The organism is Actinosynnema sp. NPDC053489 (genome assembly GCF_044544865.1).
In the GTDB taxonomy this organism is placed as follows: Bacteria; Actinomycetota; Actinomycetes; order Mycobacteriales; family Pseudonocardiaceae; genus Actinosynnema.
The window spans coordinates 580,152-596,808 of record NZ_JBITXT010000002.1; the positions used below are offsets into that span (position 1 = coordinate 580,152).

The 16,657-nt window shown below is 72.8% G+C and carries 17 protein-coding genes; 5 read left to right on the forward strand and 12 right to left on the reverse strand.

Annotation, left to right across the window (positions count from 1 at the left end; genetic code table 11):
- The 5 genes from ACIGNX_RS05815 to ACIGNX_RS05835 all read right to left on the reverse strand — a co-directional run bounded on the left by ACIGNX_RS05815 (position 1) and on the right by ACIGNX_RS05835 (position 6,245).
- Entirely contained in the window at positions 1-1,410 is a 1,410-nt protein-coding gene (locus ACIGNX_RS05815) for a phosphatidylserine/phosphatidylglycerophosphate/cardiolipin synthase family protein (protein ID WP_396536721.1), read from the reverse strand.
- A 30-nt stretch (positions 1,411-1,440) separates the two neighbouring features.
- On the reverse strand, positions 1,441-2,121 hold the full coding sequence (locus ACIGNX_RS05820) for a peptidyl-tRNA hydrolase (RefSeq protein WP_396537000.1): 681 nt from the start codon (positions 2,119-2,121) through the stop codon (positions 1,441-1,443).
- A gap of 14 nt (positions 2,122-2,135) precedes the next feature.
- Positions 2,136-3,362: a phosphoserine phosphatase SerB gene (gene serB, locus ACIGNX_RS05825; RefSeq protein WP_396536723.1), complete on the reverse strand. Its 1,227-nt coding sequence runs from the start codon at positions 3,360-3,362 to the stop codon at positions 2,136-2,138.
- A gap of 106 nt (positions 3,363-3,468) precedes the next feature.
- Positions 3,469-5,256, reverse strand: a complete 1,788-nt coding sequence (gene ctaD / locus ACIGNX_RS05830; RefSeq protein ID WP_396536725.1) for a cytochrome c oxidase subunit I — start codon at positions 5,254-5,256, stop codon at positions 3,469-3,471.
- A 266-nt stretch (positions 5,257-5,522) separates the two neighbouring features.
- Positions 5,523-6,245 (reverse strand): hypothetical protein, encoded by a 723-nt coding sequence (locus ACIGNX_RS05835; protein ID WP_396536726.1) that lies wholly within the window; start codon positions 6,243-6,245, stop codon positions 5,523-5,525.
- Positions 6,246-6,457: 212 nt separating this feature from the next.
- Here ACIGNX_RS05835 and ACIGNX_RS05840 point away from each other — a divergent pair, with 212 nt between their 5' ends.
- From ACIGNX_RS05840 to ACIGNX_RS05850, 3 genes are read left to right on the forward strand one after another with little or no spacing between them, the layout of a single operon-like run.
- Positions 6,458-7,126 (forward strand): response regulator, encoded by a 669-nt coding sequence (locus ACIGNX_RS05840; RefSeq protein WP_396536728.1) that lies wholly within the window; start codon positions 6,458-6,460, stop codon positions 7,124-7,126.
- Complete coding sequence (locus tag ACIGNX_RS05845) at positions 7,123-8,412, forward strand: histidine kinase dimerization/phospho-acceptor domain-containing protein (protein ID WP_396536730.1); 1,290 nt, start codon at positions 7,123-7,125, stop codon at positions 8,410-8,412. The genes ACIGNX_RS05840 and ACIGNX_RS05845 overlap by 4 nt, the downstream gene beginning before the upstream one ends.
- Entirely contained in the window at positions 8,405-9,019 is a 615-nt protein-coding gene (locus tag ACIGNX_RS05850; protein WP_396536732.1) for a hypothetical protein, read from the forward strand. Before ACIGNX_RS05845 ends, ACIGNX_RS05850 begins: the two co-directional genes overlap by 8 nt.
- Here the strand turns inward: ACIGNX_RS05850 and ACIGNX_RS05855 are convergent.
- From ACIGNX_RS05855 to ACIGNX_RS05885, 7 genes are all read right to left on the reverse strand, one after another.
- Positions 8,994-9,566, reverse strand: coding sequence for a 1,2-dihydroxy-3-keto-5-methylthiopentene dioxygenase (locus ACIGNX_RS05855; protein WP_396536734.1), 573 nt, complete (start codon positions 9,564-9,566; stop codon positions 8,994-8,996). The two genes, ACIGNX_RS05850 and ACIGNX_RS05855, sit on opposite strands and share 26 nt — an antisense overlap.
- A 5-nt stretch (positions 9,567-9,571) precedes the next feature.
- On the reverse strand, positions 9,572-10,159 hold the full coding sequence (gene mtnB / locus ACIGNX_RS05860) for a methylthioribulose 1-phosphate dehydratase (RefSeq protein WP_396536736.1): 588 nt from the start codon (positions 10,157-10,159) through the stop codon (positions 9,572-9,574).
- Positions 10,156-10,821: an acireductone synthase gene (gene mtnC / locus ACIGNX_RS05865; protein ID WP_396536737.1), complete on the reverse strand. Its 666-nt coding sequence runs from the start codon at positions 10,819-10,821 to the stop codon at positions 10,156-10,158. The genes mtnB and mtnC overlap by 4 nt, the downstream gene beginning before the upstream one ends.
- Positions 10,814-11,821, reverse strand: coding sequence for a s-methyl-5-thioribose-1-phosphate isomerase (locus ACIGNX_RS05870; protein WP_396536739.1), 1,008 nt, complete (start codon positions 11,819-11,821; stop codon positions 10,814-10,816). The genes mtnC and ACIGNX_RS05870 overlap by 8 nt, the downstream gene beginning before the upstream one ends.
- A complete protein-coding gene (locus ACIGNX_RS05875; protein WP_396536741.1) occupies positions 11,821-12,945 on the reverse strand; it encodes an acyl-CoA dehydrogenase family protein in 1,125 nt (374 codons plus the stop codon). Before ACIGNX_RS05875 ends, ACIGNX_RS05870 begins: the two co-directional genes overlap by 1 nt.
- 88 nt (positions 12,946-13,033) lie before the next feature.
- Entirely contained in the window at positions 13,034-14,188 is a 1,155-nt protein-coding gene (locus ACIGNX_RS05880; protein WP_396536743.1) for a hypothetical protein, read from the reverse strand.
- Positions 14,185-15,273, reverse strand: coding sequence for a helix-turn-helix domain-containing protein (locus ACIGNX_RS05885; RefSeq protein WP_396536745.1), 1,089 nt, complete (start codon positions 15,271-15,273; stop codon positions 14,185-14,187). Before ACIGNX_RS05885 ends, ACIGNX_RS05880 begins: the two co-directional genes overlap by 4 nt.
- A 199-nt stretch (positions 15,274-15,472) precedes the next feature.
- On the opposite strand from ACIGNX_RS05885, the gene ACIGNX_RS05890 reads away from it, so the two are divergent.
- Positions 15,473-15,709, forward strand: a complete 237-nt coding sequence (locus tag ACIGNX_RS05890; RefSeq protein ID WP_396536747.1) for a hypothetical protein — start codon at positions 15,473-15,475, stop codon at positions 15,707-15,709.
- Between the two features lie 67 nt (positions 15,710-15,776).
- On the forward strand, positions 15,777-16,601 hold the full coding sequence (locus tag ACIGNX_RS05895; protein WP_396536749.1) for a hypothetical protein: 825 nt from the start codon (positions 15,777-15,779) through the stop codon (positions 16,599-16,601).
- Positions 16,602-16,657 lie beyond the last annotated feature (56 nt).

Here is a 16,657-nt window from a genome sequence, read left to right on the forward strand (position 1 = left end):
TCAGCCGTCGACCAGGAGGCCGCGCAGCGGGCCCTGGAGGCGGCCGGCCCGGCGGGAGACGCCCGGAAGGGCGGTCAGCCGGTGCTCGCCGTCCGACGTCACGGTCGGCCGCCAGAGGCGGTCCACTACCTCGTGCGCCGGTCCGTCCACTTCGGACACCGGTCGTTGCAGGTGCTCCGACCACAGCCGCAGACGCGCGTCGCGGGCCACCTCCGGGTCGTCGGTGACCACGTTGACCTCGGTGTCGTTGAACAGCGAGTGCTCGTTCAGGTTGGCCGACCCGACGCTCAGCCAGCGGTCGTCCACGATCGCCAGCTTGGCGTGCACGTAGACCGACGACGAGGTCTCGCCGTCGTGCGAGGTGAGCGTGGCCGCGACCAGGCGGTGGTCGCCGTCGTCCGCGTCCAGCAGCCTGCCGAGCTGGCCGCGGGTGGTGTCGGCACCGTTGCTCGGCTTGCGCGGCAGCACCAGGACCACCCGGAACTCCGGGGTCGGCGGGTTGCGGAGCTTGTCGAGCAGGATCTCCGTCACCTCCGGCGACCACAGGAACTGGTTCTCCAGGTACACCAGGCTCTTCGCCGAGCGCAGCGCGCGCAGGTAGGAGTCGAGCAGGCTGAACTCACCGCGCGGGATGAAGTCGTAGGTGCGCTCCGGGATCGTCCGCACCAACTGCGTCGACGACGTGCCGGCGGGCGCCGGCGGCGTCACCGGGGGCAGCCGCTCCCCCGCGACCTCCTGCCAGCGCTGCCGGAAGTGCTCGGCCACGTCCGCGACGATCGGGCCGCGCAGGCGGGTGCCGATGTCGTGCCACCCCAGCGGTTGGCGGGGCGGGTGCGACGGCTTGTCGTGCCGGTCGCCCTCGACGGCGGTCAGGTCCATGCCGCCGACGAACGCCACCTCGTCGTCCACCACGACGATCTTCTCGTGGTGGCAGTGCAGCGTCCGCTCCCGCGCGTCGATCTCGCACCGCACGGCGCTGTCCCGGGTGAACTCCCGCCGGCTCGCCAGCACCCGCTTGCGGGTGGGCTCGAACATCGGCACCGGCGGTCCCGCCCACAGCAGCACGCGGACCGGCACCCGGGACGCGGCCGACGCCAGCAGTTCCCGCAACGTCGGCGAACCCGGCTCGCGGGTCAACCGGAAGTCCGGGCTGACGCACCACCCCGCCAGGTGCACGGACTTGCGCGCCGACGAGATCGCCTCGGCGATGGCCGGCAGCACCTCGTGCCCGTCCACCAGGACGTCGACCTTGTTGCCCGTGCGCACCGGGCGGTGGGGGGTCCACCAACCGGTACCGTCGCCGAAGGTGTCGCCCCACCCCAGCTTGCGCAAGCGGCGCGCGTGGTGCGCGCACAGGACGCTCTCCAACCCGTCGCCGAGCTTGGCGTCCACCACGTCCAGCAGGCCCACGCCCGGCATGGTTACCGCAAAAGGGGCAAATCAAACGTTCACGGCCACCGTGGCGGTGCCGGGCGCGACCTCCGTGTACCCGGCGTCCCGCACCAGCACGACGTCCGGCCGCGCCACCAGGGCGTCCCACCGCTCGGCGGTCGGCGTCCGCACGGCGCACCGGTACCCCAGCGCCGCCCACTCCTGCAGCTCGGCGTCGGACAGGTGCGGTGCGAGCAGCATCGAGGCGTGCCCGACCTGCGCGGCCGCCTTGCCCGCCGTCATCTCGACGCGCGGGTTGAGCCACAGCTCGTACGCGCCGGCGGGCACCGGGCCGGGCGTGTCCGGCGGCAGCTCGCTGCCCGAGATCTGCAACCGGCTCAGCTCCTTGGGCAGGTCCACCACCCGCCCCGGCACGAACGCCCGCACCGACGCGCTGCCGACCGTCACCGTGACCCCCGGCAACGACTGCACGGCCTCCCAGTGCGCGCCGCGCGCCCGCCGCGAGACCTTGCGGATGCGCCCGCGCACCCACGCCACCAGCTCGTCGTGCCACTCGCCGCCGGGCAGCGCCCGGTCGTCCAGGCACACCGCGACGGCGGCCGCCGCCGCGGCCTCCAGCACGTCGGTCCGCGACGGCGGCGCTGACCGCTCGATCCGCAGCACCACGGGCATCGCCCGCACCTGCTCCGGGTCCTCGACGTCGGTCGCGTAGTGCCGGTCCACCAGCATCCGCAGGATCGGGTTCACAGCCGGTTCAGCTCCAGACCGTCCGCCGCGTCCGCGGCCTCCACCTCCGCGCGCGTCACGCCGAGCACGAACAGCACCGCGTCCAGGAACGGGTGCGACAGCGCCGTGTCCGCGACCTCCCGCAGCGCGGGCTTGGCGTTGAACGCGATGCCCAGCCCGGCCGCGCCGAGCATGTCGATGTCGTTCGCGCCGTCGCCCACGGCCACGGTCTGCGCGAGCGTCACGCCCTGCTGGTCGGCGAACCGCCGCAGCGCCACCGCCTTGCCCGCCCGGTCGACCACTTCGCCGACCACGCGGCCGGTCAGCTTGCCGTCCACGATCTCCAGCTCGTTGGCCGCGCAGAAGTCCAGCCCCAGCTCGTCGACCAGCCGCTGGATCACCCGCGTGAACCCGCCGGACACCACACCGCAGCGGAACCCGAGCCGCTTCAGCGTCCGCACCGTCGTCCGCGCGCCGGCCGTCAGCTCCAGCGACGCGGCGACCTCGTCCAGCACCGACTCGTCCAGGCCCTCCAGCAGCGCCACGCGCCGCCGCAGCGACTCGGTGAAGTCCAGCTCACCGCGCATCGCCGCGTCGGTGATCTCGGCGACCTGGGGCTCCACGCCGACGTGCGCGGCCAGCATCTCGATCACCTCGCCCTGGATGAGCGTGGAGTCGACGTCGAACACCACCAGCCGCTTGGCCCGCCGGGTCAGCCCGGCCCGCTCCACCGCCACGTCCAGCCCGCCGCGCACCGCCACCTCGGCCAGCGCCGACCGCAACTGGGCGTCGCTCTCCGGCGTGTCGTCGGCCACCGACACCCGCAGCTCCAGCCCCGTCACGGGGTAGTCGGCCACACCGCGGATCGCGTCGATGTTCACGCCGAGCGACGCCAGCCGCCGCGCCACCTCGGTGAACGCGCGCGCGGTGACCGGGCGGCCCAGCAGGATCAGCACGTGGCTCGACTCCAGCCGCGCGGTGCGCCGGGAGTCGGCGCCGATCTCCACCTCGACCTGCATCGACACCGTGGCCATGGCCTGCTCCACGGCCTCCTGCAGCCCTTCCGGGTCGTGCGCGGCGGAGACGAGCACGCCGAGCACCAACCGGCCGCGGATCACCACCTGCTCGACGTCGAGGATCTCCACCCCGTGCCTGGTCAGCACCGCGAAGAGGACGGAGGAGACACCCGGCTTGTCCGGTCCGGTGACCGTGATCAGGACGGGCGTGGCGCTGGGCTTGGTCACTGATGGCTCCTATGCCAGACAGCGGCGAGCCCCGGAGACCCGCCCGAGGGAACTCGGACGCCGGTCGCCGGGGCTCGCCGTTGAACCTGCGCTCAGGTTACAAGCGTCACTTGTGGTCGCCCTCGGTGTCCTCCGACGCTGTGCCGGATTGCACAGCCGAGGCGGCCAGCTCGGAGGGCGCGGGCTTCGCGTCCTCGTGGGAGATCGCCTTGCCGGTGAACGTCACGTGGGCCTCGTCGTGCAGCCGCTCGATCATGTGCGGGTAGTGCAGCTCGAACGCCGGGCGGGCCGAGCGGATGCGCGGCAGCTCGGTGAAGTTGTGCCGCGGCGGCGGGCACGAGGTGGCCCACTCCAGCGAGTTGCCGAAGCCCCACGGGTCGTCCACGTGCACCGTCTCGCCGTAGCGGTAGCTGCGGAAGATGTTCCAGATGAACGGCAGCGTGGACGCGCCCAGGATGTACGCACCGATCGTGGAGATCATGTTCAGCGTGGTGAAGCCGTCGCTGGCCAGGTAGTCCGCGTACCGGCGCGGCATGCCCTCGTTGCCCAGCCAGTGCTGCACCAGGAACGTGGCGTGGAAGCCGAGGAACGTGGTCCAGAAGTGGAGCTTGCCCAGCGGCTCGTCCAGCATCCGGCCGGTGATCTTCGGGAACCAGAAGTAGATGCCCGCGAAGGTGGCGAACACGATCGTGCCGTACAGCACGTAGTGGAAGTGCGCGACGACGAAGTACGTGTCCGACACGTGGAAGTCGATCGCCGGCGCGGCCAGCAGGATGCCCGACAGGCCGCCGAAGAGGAACGTGACGATGAAGCCGATGCTGAACAGCATCGGGGTCTCGAACGTCAGCTGCCCCTTCCACATCGTGCCGATCCAGTTGAAGAACTTGATGCCGGTCGGCACCGCGATCAGGAACGTCATGAACGCGAAGAACGGGAGCAGCACCGCGCCGGTGGCGTACATGTGGTGCGCCCACACCGCCACGGACAGCGCCGCGATGCCCAGCGTCGCGTAGACCAGGCCGTTGTAGCCGAAGATCGGCTTGCGGCTGAACACCGGGAAGATCTCCGACACGATGCCGAAGAACGGCAGCGCGACGATGTAGACCTCCGGGTGGCCGAAGAACCAGAACAGGTGCTGCCACAGGATCACGCCGCCGTTGGCCGGGTCGAACACGTGCGCCCCGAGGTGCCGGTCGGCCAGCAGGCCCAGCAGCGCGGCGGTCAGGATCGGGAACGCCAGCAGCACGAGCACCGAGGTCACCAGGATGTTCCAGGTGAAGATCGGCATGCGGAACATGGTCATGCCGGGCGCGCGCAGGCACACCACGGTGGTGATCATGTTGACCGCGCCGAGGATGGTGCCCAGACCACCGACGACCAGGCCCGAGATCCACAGGTCGGCGCCCGCGCCGGGCGAGTGGATGGCGTTCGACAGCGGGGTGTAGGCGAACCAGCCGAAGTCGGCCGCGCCGCCCGGCGTGATGAAGCCCGCCATCACGATCAGGCCGCCGAACAGGTACAGCCAGTACGAGAACGCGTTCAGGCGCGGGAACGCCACGTCCGGCGAGCCGATCTGCAGCGGCATGATGAAGTTGGCGAACCCGAACACGATCGGCGTCGCGTACAGCAGCAGCATCACGGTGCCGTGCATGGTGAAGAGCTGGTTGTACTGCTCGCTGGACAGGAACTGCATGCCCGGTCGCGCCAGCTCGGTCCGCATCAGCATGGCCATCGCGCCGCCCACCATGAAGAAGGCGAACGACGTGACCAGGTACATGATCCCGATCTGCTTGTGGTCCGTGGTGCGGAACATCCGCAGCAGGAACGAACCCTTGACCGCCTTGCGAGTCCCGAAGGGCCGCGTTGCGATCGGCTGCGGGGCTACGGCCGTCACGGTGCCTCCTGCACTGTCTGGTTCTGGCTTCGCCGACGGGTGGCGCCGCCGGCTCATCGGATCGTAGACGGCGATGTCCCGGGTGGTGCGGCTGGGCTGCCCCTGGATCAAGTGAGGTAGCACAGGTCACAGTGCCGGATCGCGCCGCCTCCGGCGTCGCGGGCGAGGTCGTCGGGAAGTCGATCGTTCGCGCCCTGATTCCCGGCGACCGAGAAGCGTGGTCGCCGGGAATGACGTCGCGAACGATCGACGCGACCTCGCGGGGGTCAGCGGCGGAAGTGGTTGCGCAGGGTCGGGGTGGCCAGGACCGCCGTGCCTGCGGCGAGGAGGGACAGGGCGGCGGCGAGGAGCCACCAGGCGTCGAAGCCCGTGTTGGCCAGGTCGGTGTCGGCCGAGGGGGTGTCCGGTCGGACCGGGACGGCCGCGGCCGTGGTCGTGGTGACCGGGATCGTGGTCGGGATCGTCGTGCCGGGGCTGGTGGTGGTGGTCGCGTTGGTGGTGGTGGTCGTAGTGGTGGTGGCAGGGGTGGTCGTGGTGGTGGTCGGCCGGCCCGGCTGGGTGGTCGGGGTGATCGTCAGGCAGACGAACCAGTGGCTGATGGCGGCCGGGTGGCCGCTCGAGTTCAGCGGTGGGTGCAGGTCCGGCCACGGCAGCGGGCCCAGGTTGGCGACCGGGTAGAGGTTGTAGGCCGGGCCGCCCTTCACGACGACGCCGGTGACCGTGGCGCCCGGCGGGTTCGCGGTGATGTCGATGTAGGTGCCGTCCGAGGTGAACGTGCCCGGCGGCATCGTCGCCTCGGTGCCCGGCAGGCCCACCTCTTCGCACGCGTTGCCGGGCTGGCCGATGTCGACGTTGCCGACGACGGCGGTCGCGCGGGGGTCGCCGGACTGCGGCGGGTCCTGCTTCGGCTGGGCGGACGCGCCGGTCGCGAGGACGCCGGCGGCGAGCACGGCCAGCAGTGGGACTGCTCCGAACAGGGTCGTGCGCATGGGCGCTCCACGGGGGGCTCGCGGGTGGTGGCTGGTCCGTCAGGACTATCGCCTTGCGCCGTTCGAATGACGAGGACCGGTACCGATTCGTTATGCGCTCTTCGCGTGGAATGACCCCGTTTCACCCGTGGAGGGGACGGCCCGCGCGACCTTTACCGAACCCGAACACCGGCGGACCGCGATCGCCGCCGGCGTCGTGCCACGATGCGCGCGTGCCGGGACTGGTGCTGGTCGTGGAGGACGAACGGGCCATCGCCGACCTCGTCGGCCTCTACCTGCGGCGCGACGGGTTCGGCGTGCACGTGGAGGCCGACGGGCGGGCGGCACTGGCCGCGGTGCGCCGGTTGCGGCCCGTGGCGGTGCTCCTGGACGTCGGCCTGCCCGGGCTGGACGGGGTCGAGGTGTGCCGGGCGCTGCGCGCGGCCGGTGACTGGACGCCGGTGCTGTTCGTGACCGCGCGGGACGACGAGGTGGACCGGGTGCTCGGGCTGGAGCTGGGCGCGGACGACTACGTGACCAAGCCGTTCAGCCCCCGGGAGCTGGTGGCGCGGGTGCGCACGGTGCTGCGCCGCGGCACGCCGCCGGTCAACCCGGTGCACGTCGTCGGCGAGGTGCGGTTGGACGGGGACCGGCGGCGGGTGTGGGCCGGTGCCGCCGAGGTGGCGCTGACCTCGGCGGAGTTCGACCTGCTGGCGCACCTGATGCGGCACCCCGGGCGGGTGTTCGCGCGGGAGCAGCTGTTGAGCGCGGTGTGGGGTTACGCGGCGGCGGCGGGCACGCGGACGGTGGACGTGCACGTGGCGCAGCTGCGGGCCAAGCTCGGCGGGCTGAGCCCGATCCGGACCGTGCGCGGGGTCGGCTACTCGGTCGAGGCGCCGTGACGGCGAGGACGAGCCTGGCGTTCCGGGTCACGGCGTTGTGCCTGGCGGTGGCCGGGGTGGCGGTCGTGGTGGCGGGGCTGGTGTCGGCGCGGTCGGTGCTCGCGGCGTCGCGGGAGGTGAGCCGGGAGGCGCTGGCCGACCAGGCGGACGTGGTGGCGGGGCAGCTCGACGTCGGCAGGCCCGGGCGGCTGCGGGTGGTCGAGGTGCTGCGCGGGCAGGGCATCGACCTGGTGCTCATCGGCCCGGACGGCGGGCTGACCGGCGACCCGCGGGCGGTGCGGGCGGTGCGCGCCGTCGGCGGGTCGTCCGGCCGGGTCGGCACGCGGCTGGTCGAGGTGCGGCCCGGGGTGGCGCTCGTGCAGGAGACCGCCGTCGCCAACGGGTTGGGCCGCAGGTTGGCGCGCGACATCGCGGTCGCGCTCGGGATCGGGCTGCTGGTGGCGGCGGTGGCCGGGTTGCTGCTGGGCAAGCTGGTGGCGCGTCCGCTGCGGCGGACGGCGGCCGTGGCCCGCACGATGAGCGGCGGCCGGCGGGACCTGCGGGCACCCGAGCACGGGCCCGCGGAGGTGGCCGAGGTCGGCGGTGCGGTGAACGCCCTGGTCGACGCGCTGGCCCGCAGCGAGGCCAGGCAGCGGGAGTTCCTGCTGTCGGTGTCGCACGAGCTGCGCACGCCGTTGACGGCGGTGAGCGGGTTCGCCGAGTCGTTGGCCGACGGGGTGGTGTCGGGACCGGAGGTGCCCGCGGTGGGCCGGACGATCTCGGAGGAGGCGGGGCGGCTGGACCGCCTGGTCAGCGACCTGCTGGACCTGGCACGGCTGGGCGCGGACGACTTCCGGGTCGACCTCGCCCCGGTCGACCTGGCGGCCCTGGTCGCGGCGGCGGCCGAGGTGTGGCGGGCGCGGTGCGCGGCCAAGGGCGTCGAGTTCCGGCTGGAGCTGCCCGCGGGGCCGGTCGTGCGGACGACCGACGCGCGCCGGCTGCGGCAGGTGCTGGACGGGCTGCTGGAGAACGCCCTGCGGCTCACCCCGGCCGGGCGGCCGGTGGTGCTGGCGCTGGGCGAGGTGCTCCAGGTGCGCGACGGCGGTCCGGGGCTGTCCGAGGACGACTACCGCGTCGCGTTCCGCAAGGGCGCGCTGCACGCGAAGTACGAGCGCTCCCGACCGGTCGGCACGGGCGTCGGCCTCGCCCTGGTGCACGGCCTGGTCACCCGGCTGGGTGGCACGATCGGAGCCGGTCCCGCGCCCGAGGGCGGCGCGGCCTTCACCGTGGAGCTGCCCCGTGGATGACCTGGTCGAGCGGTGGCGGGAGGCGGTCCGGGCGCTGGGTGGCGCGCACGGTCCCGGCGACCTCGTCGCCCGGTACGCCGAACCCCACCGCCGCTACCACAACGCCGACCACGTGCTGGCCGTCGCACGTGACGTCGACGTGCTGGCCCTCGCCGACCACCGCACGGCACGCGAGCGCGCGGTGCTGGCGTTGGCCGCCCTCGCCCACGACGTCGTCTACGACGGCGTGCCGGGCGAGGACGAGCGCCGCAGCGCCGACTGGGCCCGCGCGCGACTGGCCGGGCTGCCCGAGGCCGACGCGGTGGCCGACCTCGTGCTGGCCACCGCCGACCACGCCTCGGACGACCCGTTGACGTGCCTGCTCCTCGACGCCGACCTGGCGATCCTCGGCTCCGACCCGGCCGGCTACGAGCGCTACCGCCGGGCCGTCCGCGCCGAGTACGCGCACGTGCCCGACGACGCGTGGCGGACCGGTCGCGCCCGCGTCCTGCGCTCGTTGGCCGGCCGCGACCCGCTCTACGCCGGCCCGCACGCCCGCGCGCGGTGGGAGGAGCGGGCCAGGGCCAACCTCGCCGCGGAGCTCAGCTCGCTCGGTGACCCGCCATGAGCTGGTCGAACGTCGGGAACGACCGGGCGATCTCGCTGCCGGTGAAGTTGCCGACCCAGCCGTCGTCGTCGTGGAAGAACCGGATCGACACGTAGTCCGGCCGGGTGCCCATGTCGAACCAGTGGGTGGTGTTCTCCGGCACGCTCAGCAGGTCGCCCGCCTCGCACAGCACCGCGTACACGCGTTCCTTGACGTGCAGGTAGAACACGCCCGCGCCCCGCGCGAAGAAGCGGTCCTCGTCGTCGTCGTGGGTGTGCTCGGCCAGGAACTTGAGCCGCGCCTGCCCGGCCGACTCCAGCCACTCGGGGTCGTCGGACGGCGTCATCTCCATCGCGTCGACCAGGATGTAGCCCTCGGTCTCGGTCACGCGCGCCACCTGGTCGGCGTAGACCTCCAGGGCGTTCTCCCTGGTCACCCCGGGGACGACCGGCCACTGCTCGTAGCGGACGCCCAGTTGCTTCAGCTCGACCTCGATCTCGGCGGGGTCGGCGGTGCGCACCAGGGCGTTCTCGGGGTCGGTGTCCGACCACACGGTCAGCAACGTCATCGCGCCTACCTCCTGTGGGTTTCGGCTTGGAACCGCAGCAGCCACTCCAGGCACTCCAGCCGGTGCCGCGCCTGGTAGAGGTCGTCACCCCACACGTACACCCCGTGCCGGGCGACTATCAAGGCCGGCACGTCCTCCCGGAACCCGGCTTCGAAGGCGTCGCCGAGCACCCGCATGTCCTGGCTGTTGGGCACCACGGGGATGACGACCACGTCGTCGTGCGCGCGCCGGCCGAAGCCCTTGAGCATCTCCAGGTCGCGCAGCTCGACGCCGTCCGGCCGGCGCTCGGCCGCCACGACGGGGGCGAGCGCGTGCACGTGGACCACCGCGCCCGCGCCGGACACCGCCGCGATCCGCCCGTGCAGCGCGGCCTCGGCGGACGGCACGCGCACCGGGTCGTCCGTGCGGCCCTCGGCGTCGACGAGGACGACGTCGTCGGGGGTCAGCTCGCCCTTGTCCTTGCCGCTGACGGTGACCGCGAGCCGCAGCGGGTCGCGGTCCACGACCACGGAGAGGTTGCCGGACGTGCCGCGCATCCAGCCCATCGCGGTGTACCGGGCGCACTCGGCGGCCAGGGCCTCGCCGGGGCTCACAGGGCCGTCACCGTCCGGTGTGGACCGAAGTCCGCGTCGCCGTAGGGCTCGCCTGGGCGCGCGACGCCGACCGTGCGCCACCCGGCCTCGGCGGCGGCGTGCAGCTCGGCGGGCACGTCGGAGTAGAACGTGATGTCGTCCGAGCCGAGCACGGAGGCGATCTTCAGGTACGACCCGGCCTCGCGCTTCGGGCCCGCGTTCACGGTGTCGAAGTGGTGCTCGAACAGCGGGGTGAGGTCGCCGTCGGTCGTGTGCCCGAAGAAGGCCACCTGACCTGCCACCGAGCCGGAGGAGAACACGGCCAGCTTGACGCCGTCGGCGTGCCACCGGCGCAGCGCGGGCACCACGTCCGGGAAGAACTCGGCCACCAGGTCGCCCTCGGCGTAACCGCGCTGCCAGATCAGGCCCTGCAACGTCTTGAGCGGCGTGACCTTCCGGTCGGCGTCCATCCAGCCGTGCAGCACGCGCACCAGCTCGTCGGTGCCGCCGGTCGCGCCGGACAGCTCGCGGATCTGCGCGACCGCCTCCGCCACGGCCGGGTCGTCGCCGTGCTCGTCGATCCACGGCCCCAGCCGAGGCCGGGCGTAGTCGTACAGCGTGACCAGGACCTGGTCGGTGGCGCTGAGCGTGCCCTCGATGTCCAGCACGACCCATTCAGTCATGAACGTCCCCAACGTAGTAATCGGCCAACCCGTCCGGAGCGTACGCACCGCGGTCGGTCACCACCGAGGTCACGAACCGCGGCGGGGTCACGTCGAACGCCGGGTACAGGCCCCGCGCGCGGTCGGTGGCCGTGCGGCGGCCCAGGGTGTGCCGCACCTCGTCGCCCGGCCGGTACTCGATCGGCACGTCGGCGGCGGTCGGGGCGAGGCGGTCCGGCGCCTGCACCATCGCCAGGAACGGCACGTCGAACGCGTGCGCGGCCACGGCGAGGCCGAGCGTGCCGACCTTGTTGACCACGTGGCCGTCCATGGTGACCCGGTCGGCGGCGGTCAGCAGCACGTCGACGTCGCCGGTCGACATGACGGCCGCGCCCATGCCGTCGGTGATCAGGGTCGTGTCCACGCCCATCTCCCCCAGCGTCTCCGCGGTCAGGCGGGCGCCCTGGAGGTACGGGCGGGTCTCCGTGCAGACGAACCGCAAGCGCTTGCCCATCTCCTGGGCGGCGGTGACGGTCTCGGTCAGGTACAGGTCGGCCCAGCAGTGCGTGAGCACCGCGCCGTCGTCGGGCAGCAGTTCGGCGGTGTGCCGGCCGAGGCTGCGGCTGCGGCCGCGGTAGCGCTCGTCGCCCGCCTCCGCGCCGGCCAGCGCGCCGGCCACGACGTCGTCGGAGGCGTCCACGCCCGCGAGCACCGCGGCCACCGCCTTGCGCAGGTGGTTGTTGGTGCGACGGGTCTCGACCAGGAGCCGACCGGCCTCCTCCAGCCGGGCGCGGGCCTCGGCGCGGGGCAGGTCGCGGACCTCGCGGGCGGCCAGCACCATGCCCCACAGCGCGGCGAAGTACGGGCCGGAGGACTGGGTGACCATGTCCTCGATGGCCTTGGCGACCTCGGCGACCGTGCCGCAGCGGACCCACGTCTTGCGGAACGGGAAGTCCCGCCGGTCCAGGATGTGCACCCCGTCGTCCTCCAGGCGCACGCTGCGCGCCAGCAGCGGCTCCATCAGCTGTACCCGGTGAACGGGGCCTGCTCGCCGGTCAGGAAGTACGCGCCGACCTCGCGGGCCTTGTACGACACCGGGTCGTGCAGGGTGAGGGTGCGGGCGTTGCGCCAGAACCGGTCGAAGGCGTAGCCGGCCGCCGTGGCGCGCGCGCCGCACAGCTCGAACACCCGGCTGGTGGTCTGGTTGGCGACCCTGGTGGCGACGACCTTGGCCGACGAGATGGCGGCGGCGGTCTCGGCGCGCTCGTCGCGGGTCAGCTCCGCGCCGCGGCGGGACGCCCGGTCCAGCCGCTCGGAGGCGTGGTCGGCCAGGAGGCCGGCGGCCTGCGCCTCGGCGACCAGCTCGCCGTACGTGCCGAGGACGTAGGGGTCGGAAGTCGCCGAGTCGACGCCGCTGAGGAACCACGGCCGCGTGGTCGAGCGGATGTAGTGGGCGGCCTCGGCCAGCGCGCCCTCGGCCATCGCCACGTACAGCTGGGCCAGCACGAGCTGGAAGCCCAGGGCGGCCAGCGACAGGCGCGGGCTGTTCTCGTCGTGCTCGCCCAGCACCTGCCGGGCGGGCACGTGGACGTGGTCGAACACCACGCCGCCGCTGGCGGTGAGGCGCTGGCCGATGTTGTCCCAGTCGCCGGCGTAGGTGATGCCGTCGGCCTTGGCGTCGAGGGTGAAGGTGACCTTCCCGCCCGTGTCGGCGCGGGTGGCGCTGACGACCAGCCGGTCGGCGACCGACGCGCCCGTGGCGAACGTCTTGCGGCCGGTGACCTCGAACCCGCCGTCGACCGGGCGCAGCTCCAGCGCGGCGTCGAGGGGGTTGCTGACGCCGGCCCAGAACAGGTCCTCGCCCGGTTCGAAGTCCGGGTTGTCGAACAGCCCGCTGCGCCACACCTGGAGGTAGTGGTAGCCGAGCAGGTGGCCGACGTTGGCGTCCGCCGCGCCGACGACCCGGCCCACGGCCTGCTGCGTGGCCCAGTCGCGCACCGACAGCAGGCCGGACCGCCGCAGCGCCTCGACCTCGGCCACCGGCTCCGCACCGCGCCGGTCGCGTTCCGCCGCGTCCACCCGCAACGCCGCGGCCAGTTCCCCGGCGACGGTCAGCCACTTCCGCCGACCATCGGTGCTCGTCATGCCCTGCCTCCCGCTCGTCCGCGTCCCGACAGGCGAGCCTATCCGCCCCGGTGCGGCGCGGGTTGAGCGTTCCGCCACATGGGAGCCGTCAGGCGCGCGGGCGGTAGCGGTGCGGCAGGCGCAGGTCGGTGAGCAGTCGCGGCAGGGTGCGGCCCTGGTGGCGGGCGCGGACGGTCTCGACGTGCGCGCGCCACGCCTCGCGGTCGGCGCGCCAGGCCGTGAGGTAGTCCACGCAGAGCTGCGGCTCGATGAGGCGGTTGCGGCCGCCGGCGGCCTTGAGCGCGGCGATCATCCGCTGCTTGGCGGCGCCCTCCGGCACGGTGTCGCAGACCATGCCGACGACCTCCTCGATGAACCGCCGGCGCTGCCCGAGGAACCACCGCCAGTAGCCGGCCGTGGCCTCGGTCAGCCCGCGGCCGGTGTCGAGCAGGCCGAACAACCCCTCGGCGAGGCAGTCGCCGAGTTCCTCGGTGCGGGCGCGCATGGTGTCGCGGTACGGGTCGTACGGCTTCTGCAGGGCCAGGCCCGTGACCGCGGACGGCGCGAGGCCCGCGTCGCCGAGGAGGAAGAACCAGTCCTCGTTGTAGATGTTGGGGAAGAACGAGGTGAACGACTCGCGGCCGATCGCGAGCGCTCCCGTGCCGATGAACGTGTCCTGGTCGCCGCCCGCCTCGCGGTAGGCGTGGCAGACCACCGAGTTGTCCGGGTAGCCGCCGACGGACAGGCCGACGCCGGTGAACGCGTCGAGCAGGCCCGCGGCGACGCCCAGGTCGTCCGGCCGCGGGATCTCCACGTCGTCGTCCACGTAGACGACCCGCTCCCAGCCCGCGGCGGCGGCCAGCAGGAGGCCGAGGTTGCGCTTGGGGCTGGTGTCGGTGCGGCGGTCGAACCGGCCGCCGCGCAGCATCGCCGTCGTGCGGAACGGGGGCAGCAGGGCCTGCGGCGCGTCGGCGGTGTCGACGGCGACGACCTCGACGCCGGCGCATTCGGCGAGCGCGGTGGCGGCGGCCGCGCTCGACCGGCGGCTGCACAGCAGGACCAGGGTGCAGCGGTGGTGCGCGGCGAGCCCGACCACGTGCTCCAGGTAGGCGGTGGGCCGGGCGGTCGGCACGATGATCGCGTCCACCCCGGCCGGGACGGCCCGCGCGTCGCGGGTCAGCAGGTGGCGGTGGGAACCGTGGTGGTTCGCCGACGGGGAGCGCCCGCCCGGGGTGGGTGCGGCGAGCGCGGGTGCGGCGTTCAACTGCGGCCCTCCGGCCATTCGTAGAGCCGGGCGTCCGGCAGGTTCCAGTCGGGGGTGACCACCTGGCCGTTCACGACCGCCACCCTGGTCAGGATGCTGTAGGAGGCCAGCCCGGGGAATCGCTGGTCCAGGTACTCCGCGTTGCGGTCGCGGAACCTGCCGTCGGTCAGGGCCCGCACGACGCCGAGGGTCCCCCGGCCGTACTGGCCGTTGCAGATCGTCACCGTGCGCTTGTGGTTGAACGGGTTGGTGCCGCGGTAGAAGTGGCCGACGTCCTCCAGCAGGACGCCGTCGCGGCCGAGGCGGGGCGCGTAGAGGCGTTCCCCGCCGTCGGGCGCGCGGACGACGAACCCGCCGGCCTCGGCCTCGTCGTGGCGGGCGACCTGCGTGATCGGCAGTTCCACGCGGTCGAGCAGCTCGCGCGTGACGAGGTTCCAGTCGACGCCGCCGAGCAGCACCAGGTGGGTGGTGTAGTCGTCGGGAGCGAGGTCGGAGGCGATGCGGAAGTTGACCTGGCTGCGCGGGTTGAGCGCGCGGATGTGGCCGTGCAGCTCGATCAGGGCGTCGAGGTCGGCGTAGGTGTACAGCTCGACGTAGTCGGGTTGCGTCGGGTCCGAGTAGGGCATCCTCGCCCGCATTCCGGCCGGGAGCTGGGCGACCACGATGGTGATCACGTGCCGGTCGTCGAAGTACCAGAAGCCGCGGTCGGCGTGGTCGGTGGCGTCGACCGGGCCGCCGTCGCGCCGCTCGGCGGCGGCGCGCAGCTCGGCCAGCTCGCGCAGCAGCTCCTCGCGCCGGCGCAGCTCCTCGGGGGTCAGCTCGTCCACCGGCAGCAGCCGGTAGGGGCGGGACGCGACGGAGCGCCGAGTGGCGAAGAACGTGGCGTAGGCGGCGAGGCGGTGCAGCGGGGGCGTCTTGGGCTTGGTGCGGCTCTCCCACGACGACAGCAGCGGCACGCTGGCCGGCTTCTCGGCGCCGAGGGCGCGGGCGAGGTCGCCCTGGGTGATCGTGACGTCGGGCCACAGCTCTTCGCGCAACGCCCGGAGGCGGTGCGCGAGCGTGTGGGACTGGTCCGCGACGATCACACCCGTGTGCCCTTCAGCGAATTTCAGCTCTCCGACTGAAGCGTGCAACATACACGATCGCGGGGAAAGTTGACGAGCCGATACGCCCGAAAGGGCCTTGTCAGTCCGGTACAGCTCGTCTTACCCTCAGCTCACTGAGGTTTAGTCAACTTCAGTGAGACAAGGTGAAGTCCACCCAGGAAGCCATCCGGGGGTCGCCATGAACCTGCTCACCGCGTTAGCCCAGTCCTCCGGCACCACCGGGTGGACACCACTCGTGGTCGTGCTCATGATCGGCGCGATGGCGCTGGTCCTGGGTCTGGCCAAGCTCCTGCGCCGGGTGCTCGGCGTGCTCACCCGGGTCCTGCTCTCGACCGGTGCGGCGATGACCGGGATCGCCGCGGCGCTGGCCGTCTGCAGCGTGCTGACCACCGTTCTCCTGGTCTACGCGCGCTGATCTCCCACGTGCGGCCCACCCCCTTCGTCTACGGTATGCGGGCCCGCACCGAAGGGGGAGTCGCACGATGGACCTGTCGCGCAGATCGTTCTCCGGGGGAACCGCCCTCGCCGCACCGGCGACCGGGACCCACGGGACGACCGCCGCGTCGGCCCGGACGCCGCGTCCGCACCAGCCGTCCACACCGCACCTGCTGGAGGCCGAGCAGCTCGTCGGCTACCTGTCGTTGCCCACGTGCCCGCTGGCGAACAACACCTACAAGGAGCCGGACCAGCCGAACGTGGTCCGGTGGGGCTCGCCCGGCGACGCGTCCGGGTGGGTCAACCAGAGCCAGTGCGCGTCGTTCCTGACCGCCGTGCTGAAGCGCACGTACCGGTGGGCGACCCCGCGGTTCTTCAGCACCCACTTCGGGCTGGCCAGCCCGTTCGCGCGGGACTACCGGGCGGCGTTCGCGGACCGGGCGATCCCGCACTTCGAGCGCGTCACCAGGGTGGTGGACCTCCGCCCGGGTGACCTGATCGCGATCGACTACCGCAACGACCAGGACACCAACACCGGGCACGTGGTGATGGTGCGCTCGGTGAAGGGCGTGTACCGCGCGCCGACGCGGACGTTGAACTTCACCGGGGAGACGCAGTACGCGGTGGAGGTCGTGGACTGCACGTCCGAACCGCACGGCGTCTACGGGGTGGGCAACTACTTCCGGTACCCGGACAACCGCATCTTCAACGCCACCGCGGCGACCGACGGCGCCGGTTACGGGCACATGATGTTCTACGCCTCGAACGAGACCGGCGAGTTCAGCCGGTACCGGTGGAGCGTGAACACCTCGTCCACCGGCACGTACGCGACGTCAGACCGCCCGGTCTCGGCCGCCCGCGTCACGTCCTGAGCGTTGAACTCACCGGTCCCGAACGTACGACTCTCGCGTCCTGAACGTAGGACTCT